The organism is Modestobacter italicus, from assembly GCF_000306785.1.
Classification (GTDB): Bacteria; Actinomycetota; Actinomycetes; order Mycobacteriales; family Geodermatophilaceae; genus Modestobacter; species Modestobacter italicus.
This window is the reverse complement of sequence record NC_017955.1, coordinates 1,193,865-1,212,575: the sequence shown is the minus strand read 5'-3', so window position 1 is coordinate 1,212,575 and position 18,711 is coordinate 1,193,865. Positions and strand designations below refer to the sequence as shown.

Annotated in this window: 18 protein-coding genes; 7 read left to right on the top strand and 11 right to left on the bottom strand. The window is 74.1% G+C overall.

The features are described 5' to 3' along the window. The first annotated feature begins 53 nt into the window (after nucleotides 1–53). The 3 genes from MODMU_RS26780 to MODMU_RS26770 all read left to right on the top strand — a co-directional run bounded on the left by MODMU_RS26780 (nucleotide 54) and on the right by MODMU_RS26770 (nucleotide 4,307). On the top strand, nucleotides 54–1,043 hold the full coding sequence (locus MODMU_RS26780) for a hypothetical protein (RefSeq protein WP_014739276.1): 990 nt from the start codon (nucleotides 54–56) through the stop codon (nucleotides 1,041–1,043). A gap of 1,657 nt (nucleotides 1,044–2,700) precedes the next feature. After that, nucleotides 2,701–3,009 carry a hypothetical protein gene (locus MODMU_RS28360; protein WP_014739275.1) on the top strand — a complete coding sequence of 103 codons (309 nt, stop codon included), beginning with the start codon at nucleotides 2,701–2,703 and terminating at the stop codon, nucleotides 3,007–3,009. Beyond that, a complete protein-coding gene (locus MODMU_RS26770; protein ID WP_051143932.1) occupies nucleotides 3,006–4,307 on the top strand; it encodes a hypothetical protein in 1,302 nt (433 codons plus the stop codon). Before MODMU_RS28360 ends, MODMU_RS26770 begins: the two co-directional genes overlap by 4 nt. A gap of 65 nt (nucleotides 4,308–4,372) precedes the next feature. Here MODMU_RS26770 and MODMU_RS05870 read toward each other — a convergent pair whose 3' ends face one another. The 7 genes from MODMU_RS05870 to MODMU_RS05840 all read right to left on the bottom strand — a co-directional run bounded on the left by MODMU_RS05870 (nucleotide 4,373) and on the right by MODMU_RS05840 (nucleotide 9,368). Continuing rightward, a complete protein-coding gene (locus tag MODMU_RS05870) occupies nucleotides 4,373–4,831 on the bottom strand; it encodes a hypothetical protein (RefSeq protein WP_166503410.1) in 459 nt (152 codons plus the stop codon). Continuing rightward, nucleotides 4,828–5,292 (bottom strand): TadE/TadG family type IV pilus assembly protein, encoded by a 465-nt coding sequence (locus tag MODMU_RS05865; RefSeq protein WP_083869675.1) that lies wholly within the window; start codon nucleotides 5,290–5,292, stop codon nucleotides 4,828–4,830. The genes MODMU_RS05870 and MODMU_RS05865 overlap by 4 nt, the downstream gene beginning before the upstream one ends. Beyond that, on the bottom strand, nucleotides 5,282–5,488 hold the full coding sequence (locus MODMU_RS05860) for a hypothetical protein (protein WP_014739271.1): 207 nt from the start codon (nucleotides 5,486–5,488) through the stop codon (nucleotides 5,282–5,284). Before MODMU_RS05860 ends, MODMU_RS05865 begins: the two co-directional genes overlap by 11 nt. 29 nt (nucleotides 5,489–5,517) lie before the next feature. Beyond that, on the bottom strand, nucleotides 5,518–6,459 hold the full coding sequence (locus MODMU_RS05855) for a type II secretion system F family protein (protein ID WP_041794998.1): 942 nt from the start codon (nucleotides 6,457–6,459) through the stop codon (nucleotides 5,518–5,520). Continuing rightward, nucleotides 6,456–7,322 (bottom strand): type II secretion system F family protein, encoded by an 867-nt coding sequence (locus MODMU_RS05850; protein ID WP_083869674.1) that lies wholly within the window; start codon nucleotides 7,320–7,322, stop codon nucleotides 6,456–6,458. Before MODMU_RS05850 ends, MODMU_RS05855 begins: the two co-directional genes overlap by 4 nt. Then, nucleotides 7,319–8,548: a TadA family conjugal transfer-associated ATPase gene (locus tag MODMU_RS05845; protein ID WP_041796023.1), complete on the bottom strand. Its 1,230-nt coding sequence runs from the start codon at nucleotides 8,546–8,548 to the stop codon at nucleotides 7,319–7,321. Before MODMU_RS05845 ends, MODMU_RS05850 begins: the two co-directional genes overlap by 4 nt. 193 nt (nucleotides 8,549–8,741) lie before the next feature. Further along, nucleotides 8,742–9,368 carry a TetR/AcrR family transcriptional regulator gene (locus MODMU_RS05840; RefSeq protein ID WP_014739267.1) on the bottom strand — a complete coding sequence of 209 codons (627 nt, stop codon included), beginning with the start codon at nucleotides 9,366–9,368 and terminating at the stop codon, nucleotides 8,742–8,744. Nucleotides 9,369–9,532: 164 nt separating this feature from the next. Between MODMU_RS05840 and MODMU_RS05835 the strand changes: the two genes are divergently transcribed. Continuing rightward, on the top strand, nucleotides 9,533–10,327 hold the full coding sequence (locus MODMU_RS05835) for an alpha/beta hydrolase (protein WP_014739266.1): 795 nt from the start codon (nucleotides 9,533–9,535) through the stop codon (nucleotides 10,325–10,327). Between the two features lie 2 nt (nucleotides 10,328–10,329). Beyond that, nucleotides 10,330–11,115 (top strand): SDR family NAD(P)-dependent oxidoreductase, encoded by a 786-nt coding sequence (locus tag MODMU_RS05830; RefSeq protein WP_014739265.1) that lies wholly within the window; start codon nucleotides 10,330–10,332, stop codon nucleotides 11,113–11,115. Nucleotides 11,116–11,358: 243 nt separating this feature from the next. Here the strand turns inward: MODMU_RS05830 and MODMU_RS05820 are convergent, their stop codons facing one another. Next, the gene (locus MODMU_RS05820; RefSeq protein ID WP_197537386.1) at nucleotides 11,359–13,332 is read right to left on the bottom strand and encodes a glycosyltransferase family 2 protein; all 1,974 of its coding nucleotides are present in this window, start codon (nucleotides 13,330–13,332) and stop codon (nucleotides 11,359–11,361) included. A 215-nt stretch (nucleotides 13,333–13,547) separates the two neighbouring features. On the opposite strand from MODMU_RS05820, the gene MODMU_RS05815 reads away from it, so the two are divergent. Beyond that, complete coding sequence (locus MODMU_RS05815) at nucleotides 13,548–14,126, top strand: carboxymuconolactone decarboxylase family protein (RefSeq protein WP_014739263.1); 579 nt, start codon at nucleotides 13,548–13,550, stop codon at nucleotides 14,124–14,126. 54 nt (nucleotides 14,127–14,180) lie between these two features. Here the strand turns inward: MODMU_RS05815 and MODMU_RS05810 are convergent, their stop codons facing one another. Beyond that, a complete protein-coding gene (locus tag MODMU_RS05810) occupies nucleotides 14,181–14,630 on the bottom strand; it encodes a hypothetical protein (RefSeq protein WP_014739262.1) in 450 nt (149 codons plus the stop codon). 117 nt (nucleotides 14,631–14,747) lie between these two features. Between MODMU_RS05810 and MODMU_RS05805 the strand changes: the two genes are divergently transcribed. Then, nucleotides 14,748–15,449, top strand: a complete 702-nt coding sequence (locus tag MODMU_RS05805) for a Clp protease N-terminal domain-containing protein (protein WP_014739261.1) — start codon at nucleotides 14,748–14,750, stop codon at nucleotides 15,447–15,449. A 46-nt stretch (nucleotides 15,450–15,495) separates the two neighbouring features. On the opposite strand, the gene MODMU_RS05800 is transcribed toward MODMU_RS05805, so the two are convergent. Together MODMU_RS05800 and MODMU_RS05795 are read right to left on the bottom strand one after the other, a co-directional pair. Next, entirely contained in the window at nucleotides 15,496–17,019 is a 1,524-nt protein-coding gene (locus MODMU_RS05800; protein ID WP_014739260.1) for an esterase/lipase family protein, read from the bottom strand. A 98-nt stretch (nucleotides 17,020–17,117) separates the two neighbouring features. After that, complete coding sequence (locus tag MODMU_RS05795) at nucleotides 17,118–18,659, bottom strand: acetolactate synthase large subunit (protein WP_014739259.1); 1,542 nt, start codon at nucleotides 18,657–18,659, stop codon at nucleotides 17,118–17,120. Nucleotides 18,660–18,711 lie beyond the last annotated feature (52 nt).

The window sequence follows — 18,711 nt, the reverse complement described above, 5'->3', positions numbered from 1 at the left end:
ACCTGGATCACACGCCATCCTCGCCGCCGAGGCGACTTCCGGGGAGGCCAGCGATGGACGAGTCCGAGCAGCACGCGGGACCGCAGGCACAGCCACCGTCCCACCGGCGCCGGAGGTGGATCACCTCCGGCGCACTCGTCGGCACCGGACTGCTGGCCGGGGTGATCGTGGCCGGCACGCTGGCCGCCAACGCGGCCGGAGGCGGCTCCCCGTTGCCGGCCGAGCCGGCGGCAGCCACGTCCACGGAGGCCTCGCCCGCCGATCCCGACTCCGACCTCCCCGGCCACGGCTGGCGGGACTGGTGGCACGGCGACGACGCCGGGGTCTCCGACGACACCGCGGCGAAGGTGGAGGACGCGGTGCTGGCCCAGTACCCCGACGCGACGATCTGGTGGATCCGGTCGGACCCCGACGGCGGCTACGACGCCTACCTGGACACCGCCGACGGCACGGACCTCGCCGTCCACCTGGACGACGCCTTCGCGATCACCGGCACCGAGGAGCTCCCCGACGCCCACGGACACGACGGCGACGGTCACGGCTGGGCGGGTCAGGGCCGGGCGGGTCACGGCTGGGCCGGTCACAGCTGGGACGGCGCGTGCGGGAACGACTCCCAGGCCTCGGTCCCCGACGACGCGGCAGCCGAGGTCAGGGACGCCGTCCTGGTCGCGTACCCCGACGCCAGCATCTGGTGGGTCCGGTCGGACGATGACGGCGGCTACCACGCCTACCTCGACACCGCCGACGGCACGGACCTCGCCGTCCACCTCGACGCCGCGTACGCCATCACCGGCACCGACGAACTCCCGGACGCGCACGACAGGTGGGGCCACGGTCGGGACGCCGTCTCCGACGAGACTGCTGCGCAGGTGGAGGGGGCCGTCCTGGCGCAGTACCCAGGGGCCACGGTCCCGTGGATCTGGGCGGACACCGACGACGGCGGCTACCACGCGCTCGTGCTGACCGCCGAGGACGACGGGGTCGTCGTGCACCTGGACGACGCGTTCGCGATCACCGAGACCGAGAGCGTGCCAGGCTGCTGAGCGACGTCGTGCGCAGGGCCTGAGGATCGGTTCCCGAGCAGCTCGACCTCACTCGCAGATCTTCCTCACCCCCCACCCTCAGCCGTCAAACACCTCCTCGGTCAGTACGTCCAGCGACCGCCGCGCCTGCCTCGAACTCCGGACGCGGCCAGCGACCGTCTCCGGTGACGATGCGGTGACGCGGGACCGTCACCCTGGCCTCCACGAGCGACACGGGCCAGGACGGGACACGGGTCACCTGGGGAGCCGGACATGGCTGACGAGCACCTGATCGGTGTCGACGTGGCCGGGGATGCGGGTCGTCGATCGGATCGGGACACCGGACCTTCGATGCTGTCGACATGCCACCGCCACGCCCTGTCGTTCGGGCGTGCGAGAGGTCTGTCGATGACGGGGTGCCCACATCCGGGCGCCACCGTCATGTCGTCGGCCCGCGCTGGTGTGGCGCACCCCGTCTCTCGTGAGGTGGGCCTGAGGCGGCCGACCGACGATGACACCTGACGGTCCAGTCAGGACGCCGGCAACGCCGTCGCCATCCAGCCGAACACCGCTGACTCCGAGGACCGCGTTCGAGGCGTCCTGTGGCAGCCGCCTGCTCCAGGGCGACATCGGGCTCGGCGGAGGTCCCCAGGCTGGCGCCATGGGTCTGCTCGAGTCGTTCGTCCCTGAGCGAGGCGAACAGCGACGACATCGGACCGGCCGTGTTCCCGCTGTTCGGCGACGACCCGTCGGGACAGCGGCCGCCGGCCTGGACACCAGGCGGTGCCCGTCATCGTCCTCGCCGAGATGCGGGGGCCAGCTGCTGCACCAGGTGGTCCGGGGAGGCACGTGGCACGCGGTCGCTCAGCAGCACGGCTCCGACGCGCGACGCCTGAGGCCATCACGTTGCTGTCGTGGTCAGAAAGTCACGTCGTAGACGTACCAGGACTGGCGGAGGGACCTCTGTCCATTCACACAACAGACTTCAGATTGTCTGGGGGACCTGGCCATGGAGCGGTCGAAGCAGCGAACTCGTCTGGTCCGCGCCGGCCTGATGGCCGCACTGCTCGCGGCAGGCTGCGCGTCAGGGCCCGACTCGACTTCTGCTGACGCAGGCTCGCCGACCGGGAGCCCGTCGTCCGCTGAGCCGGGCACCGGGTCTGGCCAGCCGTCGGGCGAGCCGGGTACCCCGCCGGGGGACACTGAGCCGGGACAGCCACCTCCAGGCGTGCCTCCTGCCCCAGCTCCGGAGCCGGCCCCCGCGCCAGCTCCCAAGCCGGCCCCTGCACCGGCTCCCACGCCAGCCCCGGGACCCGCCCCCGCACCGAAGCCCGCACCGGCTCCCCAGCCGGCCCCCGGACCCGGACCGGCACCGGCACCTACACCGGCGCCAAAGCCGGCACCCAAGCCCGCACCGGCTCCCAAGCCCGCACCGGCTCCCAAGCCGGCACCCGCCCCCGCACCGGCACCGGCACCCAAGCCCCCTTTGGGGCCCGCCCCCGCACCCAAGCCCGCACCGGCACCGGCACCGGCACCGGCACCCAAGCCCGCACCCGCACCCGCACCCGCACCCGCACCCGCACCGAAGCCCGCACCGGCCCCAGCCCCGGCCCCGGCCCCGGCCCCCAAGCCGAACCCCAACCCGCCGCCCGGGACCGTCACCTACGACCTCCCCGGAGTGGGAGGTGACCTCGCGGACGAGGGGTCGTGGAGGCTGGGCTTCCGGGACGAGTGCGAGACCGCCGGCCACGACGCCGACTGCATCACCCTGTCCGTTGTGATCCTCGGCTACGTCGACGGGGAACTGGTCGAGATCCCAAACCCGGGCCCCGACTACGCCGAGCTCGTCGACGACCAGGGCGAGCCGCTCTACAGCGCGTGCAGCATCACCGACATCGACCCCGAACCCGGGACTGAGGTGACCGTGCCGGCCGACGTCACCATCGAGGTCGTCTGCGAGCCGTTCGAAACGGAGGATGCCGGGTGACTCAGTGGACCGGCACCGGGCACCGGGACCCTCCCGCGGCAGTCACCGCAGGCGAGGTCACCGGCACGGACCCTTGTCCACGTGGCCGGCCGGCTCCGGCCGGACCCCGCCTGGCGGCCAGCGCCGACCGGGTCTCCGACCCGGCCGTCCCCGCGCCGCGCGACGGGTCGGGAGCCGCGGGCACAGTCGACCGCTCCGCGCCGCCGACCGACGTGTTGCCGCCGGTCGTGGAGGGGGAGCCCCGACGCCAGCAGGACGGGCCCGAGTCGTCGGACCAGCAGGATCGGAGCGCCGCGGCGCCGTTCGAGGCGGCCGAGGCCGTTCCCAAGGCGCTGCAGGTCGTCGGGTCGATCGTCGCCCCGACGACCCTGTTGACCGCGCTCTTCATCTACTTCGGGCTGATGTACGCCATCGGCTACTACCGGTACTTCGGGGTGAACTACACCGTCCTCGAACTGCCGACGCAGGGCCTGCTCATCCTGAGTGCGAGCACCGCGGTCATGCCGCTGGCCACCCTGGCAGCAGTGATGCTCGTGTCGCTGTGGATCTACCGCCTGCCGCTCGAGCGGTCGTCCGACAGGGTCCGCCGCTGGCTGTCCTTCACGCTCCTGCCCGTCGTCGCCGCGGCAGGCGCCGCGCTGCTGGCTCTGGTGGCCGCCGAGACGCTGCTCCGCCTGCAGGTGTTCCCGTCCTCGTTCCCGGAGGGCCGCGGGATCAGCCTGTCAGCGGGAGTGGTGCTGCTGGCCTGGGCCGCCCGCCTGCGGGCCACCCTGGCACCGACCGGAACAGCCGAGCGGGAACGCGCAACCGCTGCTACGGCGTCACGGCGCAGCGTCTCTGCGCTGGCCCGGCGGGCCCTCCTGGCGGCAACACGGCCGGCGGAGCCAGACCACCGGCCCGGCCACGTCGCCCTGACCGTCGCGAAGTGGGTCTGCCTGTCCGTCCTCTTCGGTGTCGGACTGTTCTGGGCCGTCGGGAGCTACGCGCTCCGGCTGGGGCCGCAGGACGCGCACGGGTTCTGGGCCAATCTGCGGTGCGCGCCCGACGTCGTCCTCTACAGCGAGAAGAGCCTCAACCTGTCCACCGCCGGCCTGACGGAGGAGCCGGCAACCAGTCCCGAGGGTGCGTACGGATTCCGGTACCAAGGGCTGAAGCTCGTCCCGCAGGCGGGGGACCAGTACCTGCTCGTCCCCGCGGACTGGGCACCCGCAGCCCGTCCGGCCATCGTGCTGCCGCGGTCCGACACCCTGCGGTTGGAGTTCATCCCGGTCGCGACGACCGGGCCCGGCGCCTGTTGAGCTGAGCGCGTCGCGGGCTCCGCCCACGCGGAGCTCGGTTGCTGTCCGATCCAGCGGCGGTCGGGTCAGCCGTCGACGTAGCGGTCGCGCTCGACCACGAACGCACCGGTGGCGGTGTTGGCGTCGATGAAGTCCGGCAGCAGCGGCACCCGCACGGTCACCGTCACGCACACCAGGAACTCCTCCCCCGGCGTCAACGCAGGCTGGTAACCGCCCGCCGCGCCGCAGCCCGCGCCGGCCGGGGCGTAGGCGAGCACCACGTCGGTCGCCTCCACCGACTGGTCCTCCACCGCGATCGCGACCGCCGCCTCGGCCCGCGCCTGGCCGGTGACCGGGTCCGGCGCGGTGCCCAGCGCCCGGCCGGCCTCCCGCGCCGCCTCGGTCGCGGCGAACACCCCGCGCTGCACCGAGGAGAACCCGGCCACCAGGTAGACCAGCGGCAGGAACACCACCAGCGCGATGAAGACGAACTCCACGATCGCCGACCCGCCCTCGCCGGCCAGCCGGGCCCGCCACCGGCTCACGGCGCCTCCTCCACCGCACGCCCGGTGGCCTGCAGCGGCAGCAGCTCCCCCAGCGCGGCGAAGATGCTCGGCACCGCACCGGTGCACCGGACGACGACCAGGGTCAGCCCGCTGCCGTCGACCTCCTGCACCGACGTGCAGCTCAGGCCGGCCGCCGTGCCGGCGGAGGTCGCCTGCCCGACCACCTCCAGCGTCCGGCCGGCGCCGGCCGCGGTCGGCACGTCGGCGTCCGCCGCGTAGCGAGCACCCTCCTGGGCGCTGGCCACGACGACGTTGCGCAGGTGCACGTAGACCGCGATCTGCAGCACCGCGAGCAACAGCGCCACGATCAGGGCGCCGACCAGCACGAAGTCGACGACCGCACTGCCCCGCTCGGAGACGCTCTCCCCCGGCCCCTGTGCAGGGGCCCGCCGCGAGCTCGCGAGTGGTGGGGGGCAGAGGGGTCCTTCCTCAGCCGGCACTCGTGACGGACTCCAGCGCCCGGGAGACCGCGTCCACGATCGCCGTCCGGAACGGCACCAGGATGGCCAGCACCAGGGCCGCCGTCATCACCGTGACCATCACCCAGCCCGGGACGTCGCCCCGCTCGGGGTCGTCCTCCCGCAGCCGGGCGGTCAGGGCCGCAAGTGCAGCCAGCAGGTACGCGTACGCGCGCATCGAACGTCCTCCTCTGTGGGTCACCGGCGTCACTGCGCCAGCGAGACGATGCTGATCAGCCCCGGGAACAGGGCGAACAGGACGGTGACCGGCAGCACCAGGAAGACGACCGGCACCATCATCTGGATCTCCTTGCGGCCACCGGCCTCCAGCAGCTGCCGCTTCCCGGCCTCCCGGACGTCGGCGGCCTGGGCCCGGAGCACCTCGGCCAGCGGGGTGCCGCGCTCGATGGCGACGACCAGGCCGTCGACGAAGCGGGCCAGTGCGTCCAGCGAGGTGCGGTCGGCCAGCTGCTGCAGCGCCTCGACCAGCGGCACGCCGGCCCGGGCGCGACCGAGGGTGGCGTTGAGCTCCCGGGCCAGCTCGCCGCCGGACAGCCGGGTCACCCGGGCGATCGCCGCGGTCGGGCTCTCCCCCGCGGTCACCGCCAGGGCGAGCAGCTCGGCGACGACCGGGAACTCCGCGAGCAGCAGCTCCTCGCGGCGCTGGACCTGCTGGGTGAGCCACCAGTCGCGACCCAGCACGCCACCGACCAGGCCCCCGACGCAGAGCAGGACGACGGAGAGCACGTTCACCGACCCGGCCACGGCCGAACCCACCGCGGCGACCACGGCGGCACCGAGCAGCCCGAGCCCGCCCCACACCACCTGCTCGACCCGGAGGTCCTCGACCGTGGTGTCCGAACCGAGGGCGTCCAGCCGGCGGCGGACGGCGACGCGGCCGCCGAGCAGCCGGTCGACGTGCCGGGCGCCGTCGACCAGCACCGGGCCGAAGACCCGCCGCGCAGCGGTGAGCATGCCCGGCTGGGTCGCCGTGCCGAGCAGCCGGGACGGCGCCGGGCTGTCGTGCACGTACGGCGCCAGCCGGTCGACCAGCCGCACCTGCCGGAACGGCGGGGAGAAGGCCACGACGAGCAGCACGCCGGTGGCCGCGGCCAGCCCCAGCAGCATCCCGGTCAGTCCGGCGCTCATGTCTGCAGCACCCGGACGTCCTCGGGGAGCCGGCCGATCCGCAGCATCAGCCGGTAGGCGACCAGGCAGACCACGCCGCCGCCGGCCAGCAACGCCGTCCCGACCGGGCTGTCGTAGGCGCTCAACGTCTGCTGCTGGGTGGCCAGCAGGAGCAGCACGACCCACGGCGCCCCGACGGCGAGCCGGGCGGCCTGCACCACCCAGCCCTGCCGGGTCTCCAGCTCGGCCCGGGCGCGGGCGTCCTCGCGGAGGAAGGCGGCCAGCGTGCGGAGCACCCGCCCCAGGTCGCTGCCGCCGACCTCGCGGGCGACCCGCAGCGTCTCGACGATCCGGTCGCCCACCGGGTCGGCGAGGTCGTCCTTGAGCCGGTCGAGCGCGTCGCTGAACCGGCCGCTGCTCCGGTGGTCGGCGGCGAACCGCCCGAACGCCGGGCGGAGCACGTCAGGGCCGCGGACGGCGAGCGCGGCCAGCGCCTCGGGCAGGGACAGGCCGGCGCGCACCGCGGACGCCAGGTTGTCCACGACCTCGGGCCACACCTCGCGGAGGTCGGCCCGGCGCTTGGCGGCGAGCCGGCGCACCAGCAGGTACGGGACGGCGGCGCCGAACACCCCGAAGACCAGGCTGATGGTGACCGTCCGGGTGGTGAGCAGCACGAGCACCGTCGCGACCAGGCCCAGGACCACCTGCAGGGCGAGCAGCTGGGCGGAGTTGATGCCGGTCAGGCCGGCGGCGGCGAGCAGCTGCTGACGCCGGCCGGGTCGGCCGCCGCCGGACCGGCGCACCGGTGCCCGGGAGCCGCTGCGCCAGATCAGCAGCAGCCCGATGCCGAGCCCGAGCCCGAGCAGTCCGCCGGAGGAGGTCACGACCGGTCCCCCAGCAGCGCGGCCAGGTCGAAGCCGTGCGCGGCGAAGCGGTCGGCGTGGGGCGGGCAGCCGTCGGCGCGCACCAGCCGGCCGTCGCGGGTGGTGAAGACGTCGGCGGTCTCGACCACGCTGCCCTCGGTGCGGCCAGACAGGGCCACGACCTCCCGCAGCCGGCGCTGCCCGTTGGGGTCGGTGCCCACGTGCACGACGAGGTCGACGCTGGAGGCGACGGTGGGGACGACGAAGGCGTGGCCGATGTTCTCGCCGGCCAGCAGCGGCAGGGTGCACATCTTGACCACGGCCTCGCGGGCGCTGTTGGCGTGCAGCGTGCACATGCCGGGCAACCCGCTGTTCAGGGCGATGAGCAGGTCCAGGCACTCCTCCTGCCGGACCTCGCCCACCACCAGCCGGGAGGGCCGCATCCGCAGCGCCTCCTTGACCAGCCGGCGCAGCGGGATCTCGCCCGCGCCCTCCAGGTTGGGCTGCCGGGTCTGCATGGCGACCACGTCGGGCAGCGGCACCCGCAGCTCGAAGACCTCCTCGCAGGTGACCACCCGCTCCCGGGCGGGGATGGCCGCGCACAGGCAGTTGAGCATCGTCGTCTTGCCGGCCTGCGTCCCGCCGGAGACCAGGACGTTGAGCCCCGCAGCGACGGCGGCCTCGAGGAAGCGGGCCGCCTGGGAGGTCAGCGTCCCGAGCGCCACGAGCTCGTCGAGGCTGTGCGCCTGCAGCACGAACTTCCGGATGTTGACCGCCATGTGCCGGCGGGTGACGTCGGGGATGACGACGTGCAGCCGGGACCCGTCGGGGAGCATCGCGTCGACGAACGGTGTGCTCATGTCGATGCGGCGACCCGACGTCCGCAGCATCCGCTCGACCAGGTCGGCCAGCTGCCCGGCACCCAGGATCGTGGTGGTCAGCTCGCTGCGGCCGCGGCGGGCGACGAAGACCCGACCCGGCTCGTTGACCCAGATCTCCTCGACCTCCGGGTCGTCCAGCCAGCGCTGCAGCGGCCCGTAGCCGGCGACTCGGTCCAGCACGTCCCGGGCCACGCCGTCCGGGTCGCCGATCGGCGGCAGCGCCGAGGACAGCGACCGCTCCGAGTAGTCGGCGACCACGTCGCGGACGAGCAGGCGCACCGGGCCCGGGTCGGTGAACGGGTCCAGTCCCCGCCGGCGGATCAGCTCCCGCACCTCGCCGTCGACGAGGTCGACGACAGAGCTCACAGCCGGCACGACACCCCCGTTGAACAGCCACCAGGTCATTTTGAGTGCGGTGACTGTAAGCGGACGAAACCGTCTCGCGTCGAGGTCCTGTGGACAGACTGTGACCTCGTCACGGGCAGGTTCACCCGACCGGGTGAACCCGTGCCACCGGGTCGGCCACGCGACGGGTGCGCTCCGTGCTCCCCTCGAGCCCTCAGCCGGTCGCCGGGGACCGGCCGGGCAGACCGTCGTCGATCAGCTTCTCCCAGCCGGCGAGGAAGTGGTCGTCGAGCCCCTCGTTGCCGTCGAGCGCGCCGGAGACGACGGCTCCGGTCCGGAGCATCATCAGCTGGTCGGCCGTGGCCGCCGGGCTCCTGTGCCCCAGCCGGAGGAGCAGACCCTCCAGCTCGGCCGTGACCCAGCGCCGGATCTCGCGTGCGTGCAGCCGTGCGGGATGGCTGCCGGTGAACTCCGCGGAGGCGTTGATGAACGGGCACCCGCGGCTCATGGCAGCGAAGTCGTCGGCCGTGAGCGCCGTGGCCAGCTCCGTCAGCACCCGACGGGGGTCGTCGGGGTGGCGCGCGATCAACCCGCCGACCTGGTCGCGGTCGTACTGGGCACGGCGCTCCAGGTAGGCCGAGATGAGGTCGTCCTTGGACGGGAAGTGGCGGTACAGGGTGACCCGGGTGACCGCCGCCTCCTCGACCACGCGGTGGATGCCGACCGCGTGGATCCCCTCGTTGTAGAAGAGCCTGTCCGCGGTGCTGAGGATGCGCTCCCGCGCCTGCGACGGCCGCTGGGGCCGCGACGGAGCAGGTGCACCGGACGTCGGGTGGGTCATGCGTTCTCAGGACTCCTCGGGACCGGTGCCGACACCTCTTGCTCGGCTGCCACCGCACCCCTACGGTACCGCCCCAGGTGGGTAGATCGATCGGTACACCTGACCGTCCCACCCCTGGATCACCCCTCGTTCGTCAATCCACGTCTGAGCCCGGAGGGCCTGCCATGAGCGCCACCCCCGTCCTGTTCATCCACGGGCTCTGGCTGCACGCCCGGTCGTGGGACGACTGGATCGACCTGTTCGAGGCCGCCGGGTACGCCGCGACGGCGCCGGGCTGGCCCGGCGACCCGGACACGGTGGAGAAGGCGCGGGAGGTGCCCGAGGCGATCGCGGACCACGGGATCGACGACGTCGTCGCGCACTACGCCGAGATCATCCGAGCGCTCCCGACCAAGCCCGTCCTGATCGGCCACTCCTTCGGCGGGCTGATCGCCCAGCGGCTGCTCGGCGAGGACCTGGCCGCCGCGGCGGTGGCCATCGACGCCGCCCAGATCAAGGGCGTGCTGCCGCTGCCGCTGTCGGCGCTGCGGGCCACGCTCCCGGTGTTCAGGAACCCGGCGAACCGGCACCGCGCGGTCTCCCTCACCGCCGAGCAGTTCCGCTACGCCTTCGGCAACGCTGTGTCGGTCGAGGAGTCCGACGCACTGTTCGAGCGCTGGGCCATCCCGGCGCCGGGCAAGCCGCTGTTCGAGGCCGCCGCAGCGAACGTCAACCCGCACTCCCCGGCCAAGGTGGACACGGACAACTCCGGCCGGGGCCCGCTGCTGCTGGTCATGGGCGGCCGCGACCACACCGTCCCCGAGGCGGTCACCCGCGCGACGCTGAAGCAGTACCGGCACAGCGAGGCGACCACCGACGTCCTCGAGTTCGAGGACCGCGCGCACTCGCTGACCATCGACCACGGCTGGCGTGACGTCGCCGACGCGTCCCTGTCCTGGCTCAAGGCCCAGGGGTTCTGACCGTGGACCTGGGCCTGGCCGGGCAGGTCGCCGTCGTGACCGGGGCCAGCCGGGGCATCGGGCTGGCCATCACCCGTGCGCTGGTCGACGAGGGCGTGCGCGTCGTGGCGGGCGCGCTCAAGGGCAGCCCGGAGCTCGACGAGCTCGCCGCGACCGGCGCCGTCCGGCCGGTGCTGGTCGACCTGATGGCCCCGGACGGGCCGGACCGCCTGGTCGAGGAGGCCGTGGACCTGCACGGCGGGATCGACGTGCTGGTCAACAACGTCGGCGCCGTGAAGGCACGGCTGGACGGCTTCCTGGCCCTCACCGACGAGGACTGGAGCTGGGGGCTCACGATCAACTTCCTGGCAGCCGCCCGCACGATGCGCGCCGCGATCCCCGCCATGCTCGACCGGCCGGGCGCGAACATCGTCACGATCAGCTCGGTCAACGCCTTCCTGCCCGACCCGGGCGTCATCGACTACAGCGCGGCCAAGGGCGCGTTGACCAACCTGTGCAAGTCGCTGTCCCAGGAGTTCGGCCCGCGGCTGCGGGTGAACACCATCAGCCCCGGGCCCGTGCAGACCGACCTGTGGCTCGGCGGGAGCGGGGTCGCGGCCACGGTGGGCAGGGCGAACGGCCTCGAACCCGACGAGGTGGTCCGCCAGCAGGCTGCCCAGGCATCGACCGGCCGGTTCACCGCCCCCCGGGAGATCGCCGACCTCGTGCTGCTGCTCGCCAGCGACCGGGCCGGCAACGTCACCGGCAGCGACGTCCGCATCGACGGAGGACTCGTCAAGACCCTCTGAGCCGGCGCCCGGGGAATGGCCCTCAGCGCACCAGAGCGTCCTCCCGGGCGCGGTCCTCGACCGGGACCGCGCCCAGCTCGCCGCCTCGCCTGGCGCACCGGTCTCCCCCGTGCCTGACCACCGCACCACCGACGGCGGACCACCGCAACGCGCCATCGGCGGCGCACCCAACCACCAAGAGCGCGCCTTCGGTGGCGGAACGGACCAACGACAGCGCGTCTTTGGCGGCGACGAACCGCAGGGTCACATGAGGGCGGCCTGGGCGGCGAGCTCCCGGGAGGCCCGGCGCGTCGGGGTGGCCACCCGCAGCGCAGCGGCGAGCTGGACCGGCGTGACCATGCCCTGCGCGACGGCCAGGTCGCCGAGGCGGGTCCACGCGGCGTCGCTGGTGGCCTGCAGGTCGATGAGCTCGCGCAGCTGTGCCCGGGTGAGCAGCCCCTGGGCGACCAGGACCTGGCCGATGCGCCGGCTGCCGACCACGGGCTGGACCCGGGAGAGCACCGACGGCACGGTCGCGGCGAGCCGCATCGAGCCGACGTGCAGCATCGGCGCCAGGCAGACGGCCGCGGTCAGGCCCGCCCAGAAGTAGAGGGTCACGAAGTCGTGGTCCTCGAGCAGCCCGGCGGTGATGGAGCCCAGCGCGACCGCGGCCCAGATGAGGTGCGGGCGGAACGTCCGCCAGGTGTCACCGGTGGCGGCGCTGCCCTTGGCCGTGACCACGTAGACCAGCGGGCGCCCGGCGAGCTGAGCGGCCGCGGCGGCGACGTAGACCGGGGCGGTCAGCATGTCCAGCGCGAAGCCGGTCAGGCCCCACGAGCGCCGCTCGTGCTCGACCAGGTTGTAGCGGCGCATGCTGAAGGTGAAGAGCAGGCCGAGGGCCAGGTTGGCCCCGAACAGCACGCCCCACTGCAGCAGCGGCAGGTGGGTGATCGAGACGCAGCCCACCAGGTACAGCACGGTCAGCGCGATGCCGCCCACCCAGGCGATCGACGTCGTCGGGTAGTGCGCCTGCAGCGCCAGGAACGACAGCCGCTGCGCCGGGGTCCGCATCTGCCCGAACACCCGCGGCGAGTGCTGGCGGGCGATCTGCCAGATCCCGTACGCCCAGCGCTTCTGCTGGCTGAAGAAGTCCGAGTACGTCGCCGGGCCCTCGCCGACGGCGACGATGTCGGGGGTGTAGACGCCCTTCCAGTTCCCGCCGGTGACCTCGTTGACCGTGGTGTAGACGACCATCGACGTCAGGTGGTCCTCGATGATGCAGTCCTGGTAGCCGCCGATCTGCGCGAGCGCGGCCGGCCGGTACAGGTGGTTGGTGCCGATCAGCAGCGGCGCCTCGTGGCCGTTGCCGCCCCGCTGGATGATCCCGTGGAACAGGTAGGCCAGCTCGGCCGAACCCCGCGCGACGAAGGACTCGTCCAGGTTGCCGTACACCTGCGGTGCGACGACGAAGGCGACGTCCTCGTCGGAGAAGTAGCCCAGCGTCCGCTCGAGGAAGTTCGGGAACGGCACGTGGTCGGGGTCCATCTGGGCGACGACGTCGTAGTCCTGCTCGTGCACCGAGCGCCAGCTGTTGTGGTTGCCGTGCTTGGTCTTCGCCCGGAACGGCCCCTCGGGCTGGTTCCACTCGGGCCGGCCCTTGCGGCTGAAGTGCTTGACCCCGATCTCCGCGCACCGTCGCCGGACCTCCGGGTCGTCGCCCTCGTCGAGCAGCCACACGTCCAGCGGCCCGTCGTGGCGGATGCGCGTCATGGCGCGCAGCGTGGCCATGACCAGCTCCACCGGCTCCTTGCCGGGCACGATCGTGGTGAGGACGGCGACCCGCCGCCCGGGGCGCGGCCGCATCGGGATCGGGTCCCGCGCGGCGCCGGCGTGGTAGGCCACGGTCCAGGTCCGGACCCCGGCGATGAGCTGCAGCAGGACCATCAGGACCAGGCCCGCCACCGACAGCGCGTCCGTCAGCGCGTTCCCGGCCAGCTGCGGCAGGTTGCCGGGCAGCAGCAGGTACACCGCGAGCGCCAGGGAGACGACGACGTGCGCCGCGCCGACCCCCAGCACCCGACGGCGCTGGCCCGGGGTGAGCGCGTCGCGGTACTGCACGGTCGCTCCTGGGGCCTGCAGCGCACCCGTGATCTCGGTGGCGGTCCGGCCGTACCGGCGCCCGCTCTCGCGGCGCTCGACGAACACCCGCGGTCGCGGTGTCGTGTGCTCTGTGGTCATGGTCCCGGTGCCTGTTCCGTCAGAGGGGTGACTCGGCGCCGCCTGCGGCCGTCGTCACCTGGTCTCTTCGGCATCGCCGACCCGGATCTGGTGGGCCGCCGGGCCGGCGTCCCCCCGGACGGGTGACGACCGGCGCCCCACCGAAGGCGGTGGGGGTGTCACATCCGGGGGGCGGGCGGCGTCTTCATGCCAGGACACCCACCCGAGGAGGAGTCATGGCCAGCAGCACGAGGATCCCCAAGGCCGAGCTGACCGGCGTCTACGGCGCGATCGTGACGCGGATGTCGCGCCGGATGTTCGGCGAGGTCGCCGAGCCGGTCGAGGTCGCCTGGCACAACCGCAGGATCGTCGACTTCGGCTTCACCGTGGGCCGCAAGTCGCAGAAGTGGGACCGCTGCGACGCCGACCTGAAGTCCTACGCCCACATGGCGGTGGCCGGGCTGGTCGGCTGCAGCTGGTGCCTGGACCTGGGCTACTTCCTGGCGGCCAACGAGGGGCTGGACCTGGTCAAGGCCCGGGAGGTGCCGCGCTGGCGGGAGTCGGACGTGTTCACCCCGCGCGAGCGGGACGTGCTGGAGTACGCCGAGGCGATGACCACCACCCCGCCGACGGTCACCGACGAGCTGTCCGCCCGGCTGCTCGCCCGGCTGGGCGCGCCGGCGATGGTGGAGCTGACCGCCGCCATCGCGCTGGCCAACTTCTACACCCGCAACAACACCGCGCTGGGCATCGAGTCGCAGGGCTTCGCCGCGGCCTGCGACCTGCAGCCGCTGGCCGAGCCCTCGGCGCGCTGACCGACGCGACGACGGGCCGCCTCCCGGAGGGGAGCGGCCCGTCGGTGCGGGAGGTCAGGCGCGGGTGGCGCCGCCGCCGTCGACCTCGCGCTGGATGTCCTCGCGGCGGATCTGCTGGGTGACGTCGGCGGCCTGCGCGCCCGCGACGTGGCCGTTGCCGTGCGACAGCCCCGGGGCCAGCTTCTCGGCCCGGGCCTTCAGCTGCTCGGCGGCCGAGCGCTCCTCCTGGGCGTGCTGGGACCGCTCGCCGGCCTCGCGCTCGGCCTCGGCGGCGCGCAGCTCCACCTCCGCCCGCTCCCGGCGGGCCCGGGCGGCCTGCTCGTCGGCGAGCGCCTGCTCCTGCTCCGCCCGCGCGCCGCGGAGCTCGGCCTCGCGCAGGTGCTCGCGGGCCTGCTCGCGCTTGCGCGCCTCGCTCGCCTTACTGCGCTTGGACGCCGCGAGGGCGAGGAGCGCCAGCACGATCAGCACGGCGATGACGATGACCACGATCAGCCAGGTGTCCACGGTGGTCTCCCTCGGGTCTAGGAGCCCGAGGGATGCCCCGGATTGATCATCCGGAAACGCCGGGTCTCGTCAACCACGGGTTGACGATCCTGGGATCGTCAACCTAGCGTTGACGGCATGAGCAGCCCGGTGCAGATGCCGCCCACCGTCCGCCTCGACGACCTGATCACCGCCATCCAGAAGGTCCACGACGAGCCGCTGGACCAGCTGACCGACGCCGTCCTCGCCGCCGACGCCCTCGGCGAGGTCGCCGACCACCTGATCGGCCACTTCGTCGACCAGGCCCGCCGCTCCGGCGCCTCCTGGACCGACATCGGCCGCAGCATGGGGGTGACCAAGCAGGCCGCCCAGAAGCGGTTCGTGCCCAAGGACCCGCCGCTGGACCCTGAGCAGGGCTTCACCCGGTTCACCGCCCGGGCCCGGCACGCGGTGGCCGCGGCCCAGGAGGAGGCGCGCACGGCCGGCAACGCCGAGGTCACCAGCGCCCACCTGGTGCTCGGGCTGCTCCGAGACCCCGAGTCGCTGGCCGGCAGGGCGCTCGCCGCCCAGGGCCTGTCCCCCGACGCCGTCCGGCAGGCGGTGACCGCCACGCTGCCGGCCGCCGCCGATGACGTCCCCGCGCTCATCCCGTTCGACGGCAGCGCCAAGAAGGCGCTGGAGCTCACCTTCCGCGAGGCGCTCCGGCTGGGCCACAAGTACATCGGCACCGAGCACCTGCTGCTCGCCCTCCTGGAGCGGGAGGACGGCGACGGCGTGCTCACCGGCCTCGGCCTGGACAGGGCGCGGACCGAGGAGAGCATCGCCGCCGCCCTCGGCTGACCCCGCCGACTCCCCGCTGCTGGGCGGCCGGCAGACCTCGCGCCGGTCAGCCCCGCGCCGTCACGGTGAGCCGCACCCGGGCCCGCGGACCGAGGACCGGCCGCGCGGTCGCGGGCAGCGGCACCTCGGTGCACCACACGCCGGTGGTCCCGTCGGCGTCGCCGATCGGCGGGCCGGCGGGCTCCCAGTCCCGGATCGCGCCCGGGATCTGCGAGTTCCAGGTCGCCCACGCCCGCGGGCACGGCAGCCCCGGCTCGATGTCGACCACCAGGGTGTCCTCGACGTCGGCGGTCTGCTCGAGGTGGTCGCCGAACCGGCAGCAGCCGTGCTCCTCGCGCAGCGAGATCAGCCGGAGCCGGAGGGCGTGCCGGAGCCGGGCCGGCCGGGGCGCCGGCGCCTGGTCGGAGAGCAGGAAGGTGGTGAGCAGCGGGACCGGGTTGCTGTCGTCGTCGGTGCCGGGGTCGGGCCACTCGAGCTGGACCGGACACTGGTGCGCCGTCGTCTGCTCGTGGACGACGACCGGCAGCCCGCGGATCGCCAGCTGGGTCTCCAGCTGCCACACGACGTCGTCCCCGGGGTCGGGCCGGGTCAGCCCCCGCAGCTCGACGGTCACCTGCAGGTCGCCGAACAGGAACCGGCGCAGGTTCTGGTACCCCTCCTCGGAGTTGACCAGCCCGTACCGACCGCTGTGGCTGCGGTGCACGAAGGCGCGGTGCGCGCCGGGCACGTAGGCGTGGTCGATCTGCACCAGCCCGTCGCTGCGCGCCCCCACCGCCCGCGACGCCAGGCCGCCGGCGGCGCCGTAGTCGGCCGGGTCGGTGCCGACCAGGCAGAACACCCGGTCGAGCGGGAACCCGTCGGCGGGCATGGCCGCCGGGTCCCAGCCCTCGGGTGGGCCGCCGTCCCGCCGGTCCGCGGGGGTCAGGTAGTCCCACATCCGGTCCGGGCCGAAGACGGCCGCGCCGCCGAGGTCGAAGAAGTCGCGCAGCTCCTCGGCCAGGCCGAAGCCGACCGCGAACTCGATGCCCCCGTGCGGGGTGCCGTAGGTGAACAGCCGGTCCACGACGTCCGCGGCGCCGTCGGGCCGGCCGGTCGCCTCCGGCACCACCCGCTGGATCATCGAGCGGCAGATCAGCCCGCCCATCGAGTGCGCGACCAGGTGCACCCGCGGCGCGCCGGTCTTGGCCCGCACCAGCTGCACCAGGGCGTACAGGTCCTCCGCCGCCCGCTCCAGGGTGAACGCCTCCGGCCGCTGCCCGAAGGTGGAGGCCGCCCGGTCGTAGAAGCGGTGCACCCAGATCGTCCGCGGCGGCACCGACCCGTCGTCCTGCGCCTCGAGGAAGGCGCGCTGGCCGCCCTGCACGAGCGGCCGGTAGGTCCCGCCGCCGTCGTCGTCGAGCATCAGCCGCAGCAGCGGGCTCTCGAACTGGTGGAACTGCGGCTGCGCGTCGCCGCCCACCCGGACGTGCACCGAGCCCTCGTTGAACCCGTAGAACGGGTCGTCCACCGCCCGGTCGATCCCGCGGGTGTCCCCGGCGAAACCACGCACGTAGATGATCGGCAGCCGCATCGCTGCGTCCCCTCGTCGGCCCGTGCCGACCATCAGCCCACCGCCGGGGCCGGGCGTCAACGGCCCGCGGCGCGGCGGCGGACGACGGCCGCGCCGGGCTACCGCTGGAGGACGGCGTCGATCAGGTGCGGCCCGGGCTCGGCGAGCGCGGCGCGGAACTGCGCGGCCAGCTCCTCGGCGGTGGTGGCCCGGGTGGCGGGCACGCCCATGCCGGTGGCCAGCGCGACGAAGTCCAGCGCCGGCCCGCCCAGGTCCAGCAGCCGCCCGGCCCGCTCTCCCCCGCTCGCGGCGCCGACGTTCTCCAGCTCGGCGGCGAGGATGGCGTAGGCGCCGTTGTCGCAGACGACGGTGGTGACGTCGAGCTGCTCGCGGGCCTGGGTCCACAGCGCCTGGATCGTGTACATCGCGCTGCCGTCGGCCTGTAGCGCGATCACCGGGCGGCTGGGGTCGGCCACCGCGGCGCCGGTCGCCACCGGCAGCCCCTGGCCGATGGCGCCGCCGGTCAGCGTCAGCCAGTCGTGCCCGGGTGCCCCGACGGTGGCCCCGGGCAGGAAGTACCCGCTGGTCACCGCCTCGTCGACGACGACCGCCCGCTCGGGGAGCAGCGCGCCGACCACCTCGGCGAACGCCCGGAGGTCCAGCCGGCCGGTGGGCAGCTCCGGGCGCCGGACCTCGGCGACCTGCGGCGTCGCGTCGGCGGCGACCCGGTCGGCGAGCGCCTGCAGCGCCGCGACGACCTCCTCCGCGGGCGTGGCCAGCACGTGCACGGTGCAGCCCTCGGGCACCAGCCGCCCGTCCGTGCCGGGGTAGCCGAAGAACGCCACCGGCTCCACCGCGCCGGCCAGCACCAGGTGCTCGACGCCGTCCAGCTGCTTGCGAGCCCCGTCCGGCGGGTACGGCAGCTTGAGCACGTCGGGCAGACCGGCGCCGCGCTGCATCCGGGCCGGGAAGGTCTCGGCCAGCAGCCGGGTGCCGGTGCCCGCGGCGACCTTCGCCGCCGCCCGCAGCCCCGCCTCCTGCAGCGCCGTCCCGCCGAGGAAGAGCACCGTCGAGGGGCCGAGCACGTCGGCCAGGCCCTCGATGCCGTCGTCCGGGACCCGGGGTGCGGGCCGCGCGTGCCGGACCGGACCGACGGCCGCCCCCTCGCTCCAGGACACATCGGCCGGCAGCACCAGGGTGGCCACCTGGCCGGGCCACCCGCGGGCGGCGGCGATCGCGTCGGTGGTGTCGGCGCCGACGTCGCCGGTGGTCAGCGACCGGCGCACCCAGCCCGACACCGTGCCGGCGACCGCGTCGATGTCGGACTCCAGCGGCGCGTCCAGCCGCTTGTGGCCCAGCGCGTGGTCGCCGACCACGTTGACCAGCGGGACCCGGGCCCGGCGCGCGTTGTGCAGGTTCGCCAGCCCGTTGCCCAGCCCCGGGCCCAGGTGCAGCAGGGTGGCCGCCGGCCGGCCGGTCATCCGGGCGTACCCGTCGGCCGCGCCGGTGGCGACCCCCTCGAACAGGGTGAGCACCGCCCGCATCTCCGGCACGTCGTCCAGTGCGGCGACGAAGTGCATCTCCGAGGTGCCGGGGTTGGCGAAGCACACCTCCACCCCACCGGCCACGAGGGTGCGGATGACTGCCTGCGCGCCGTTCACGTCGCCTCCCGGTGCCGGCCGCACGCCCGTGAGCGGCCTCGCTGGCAGCCTC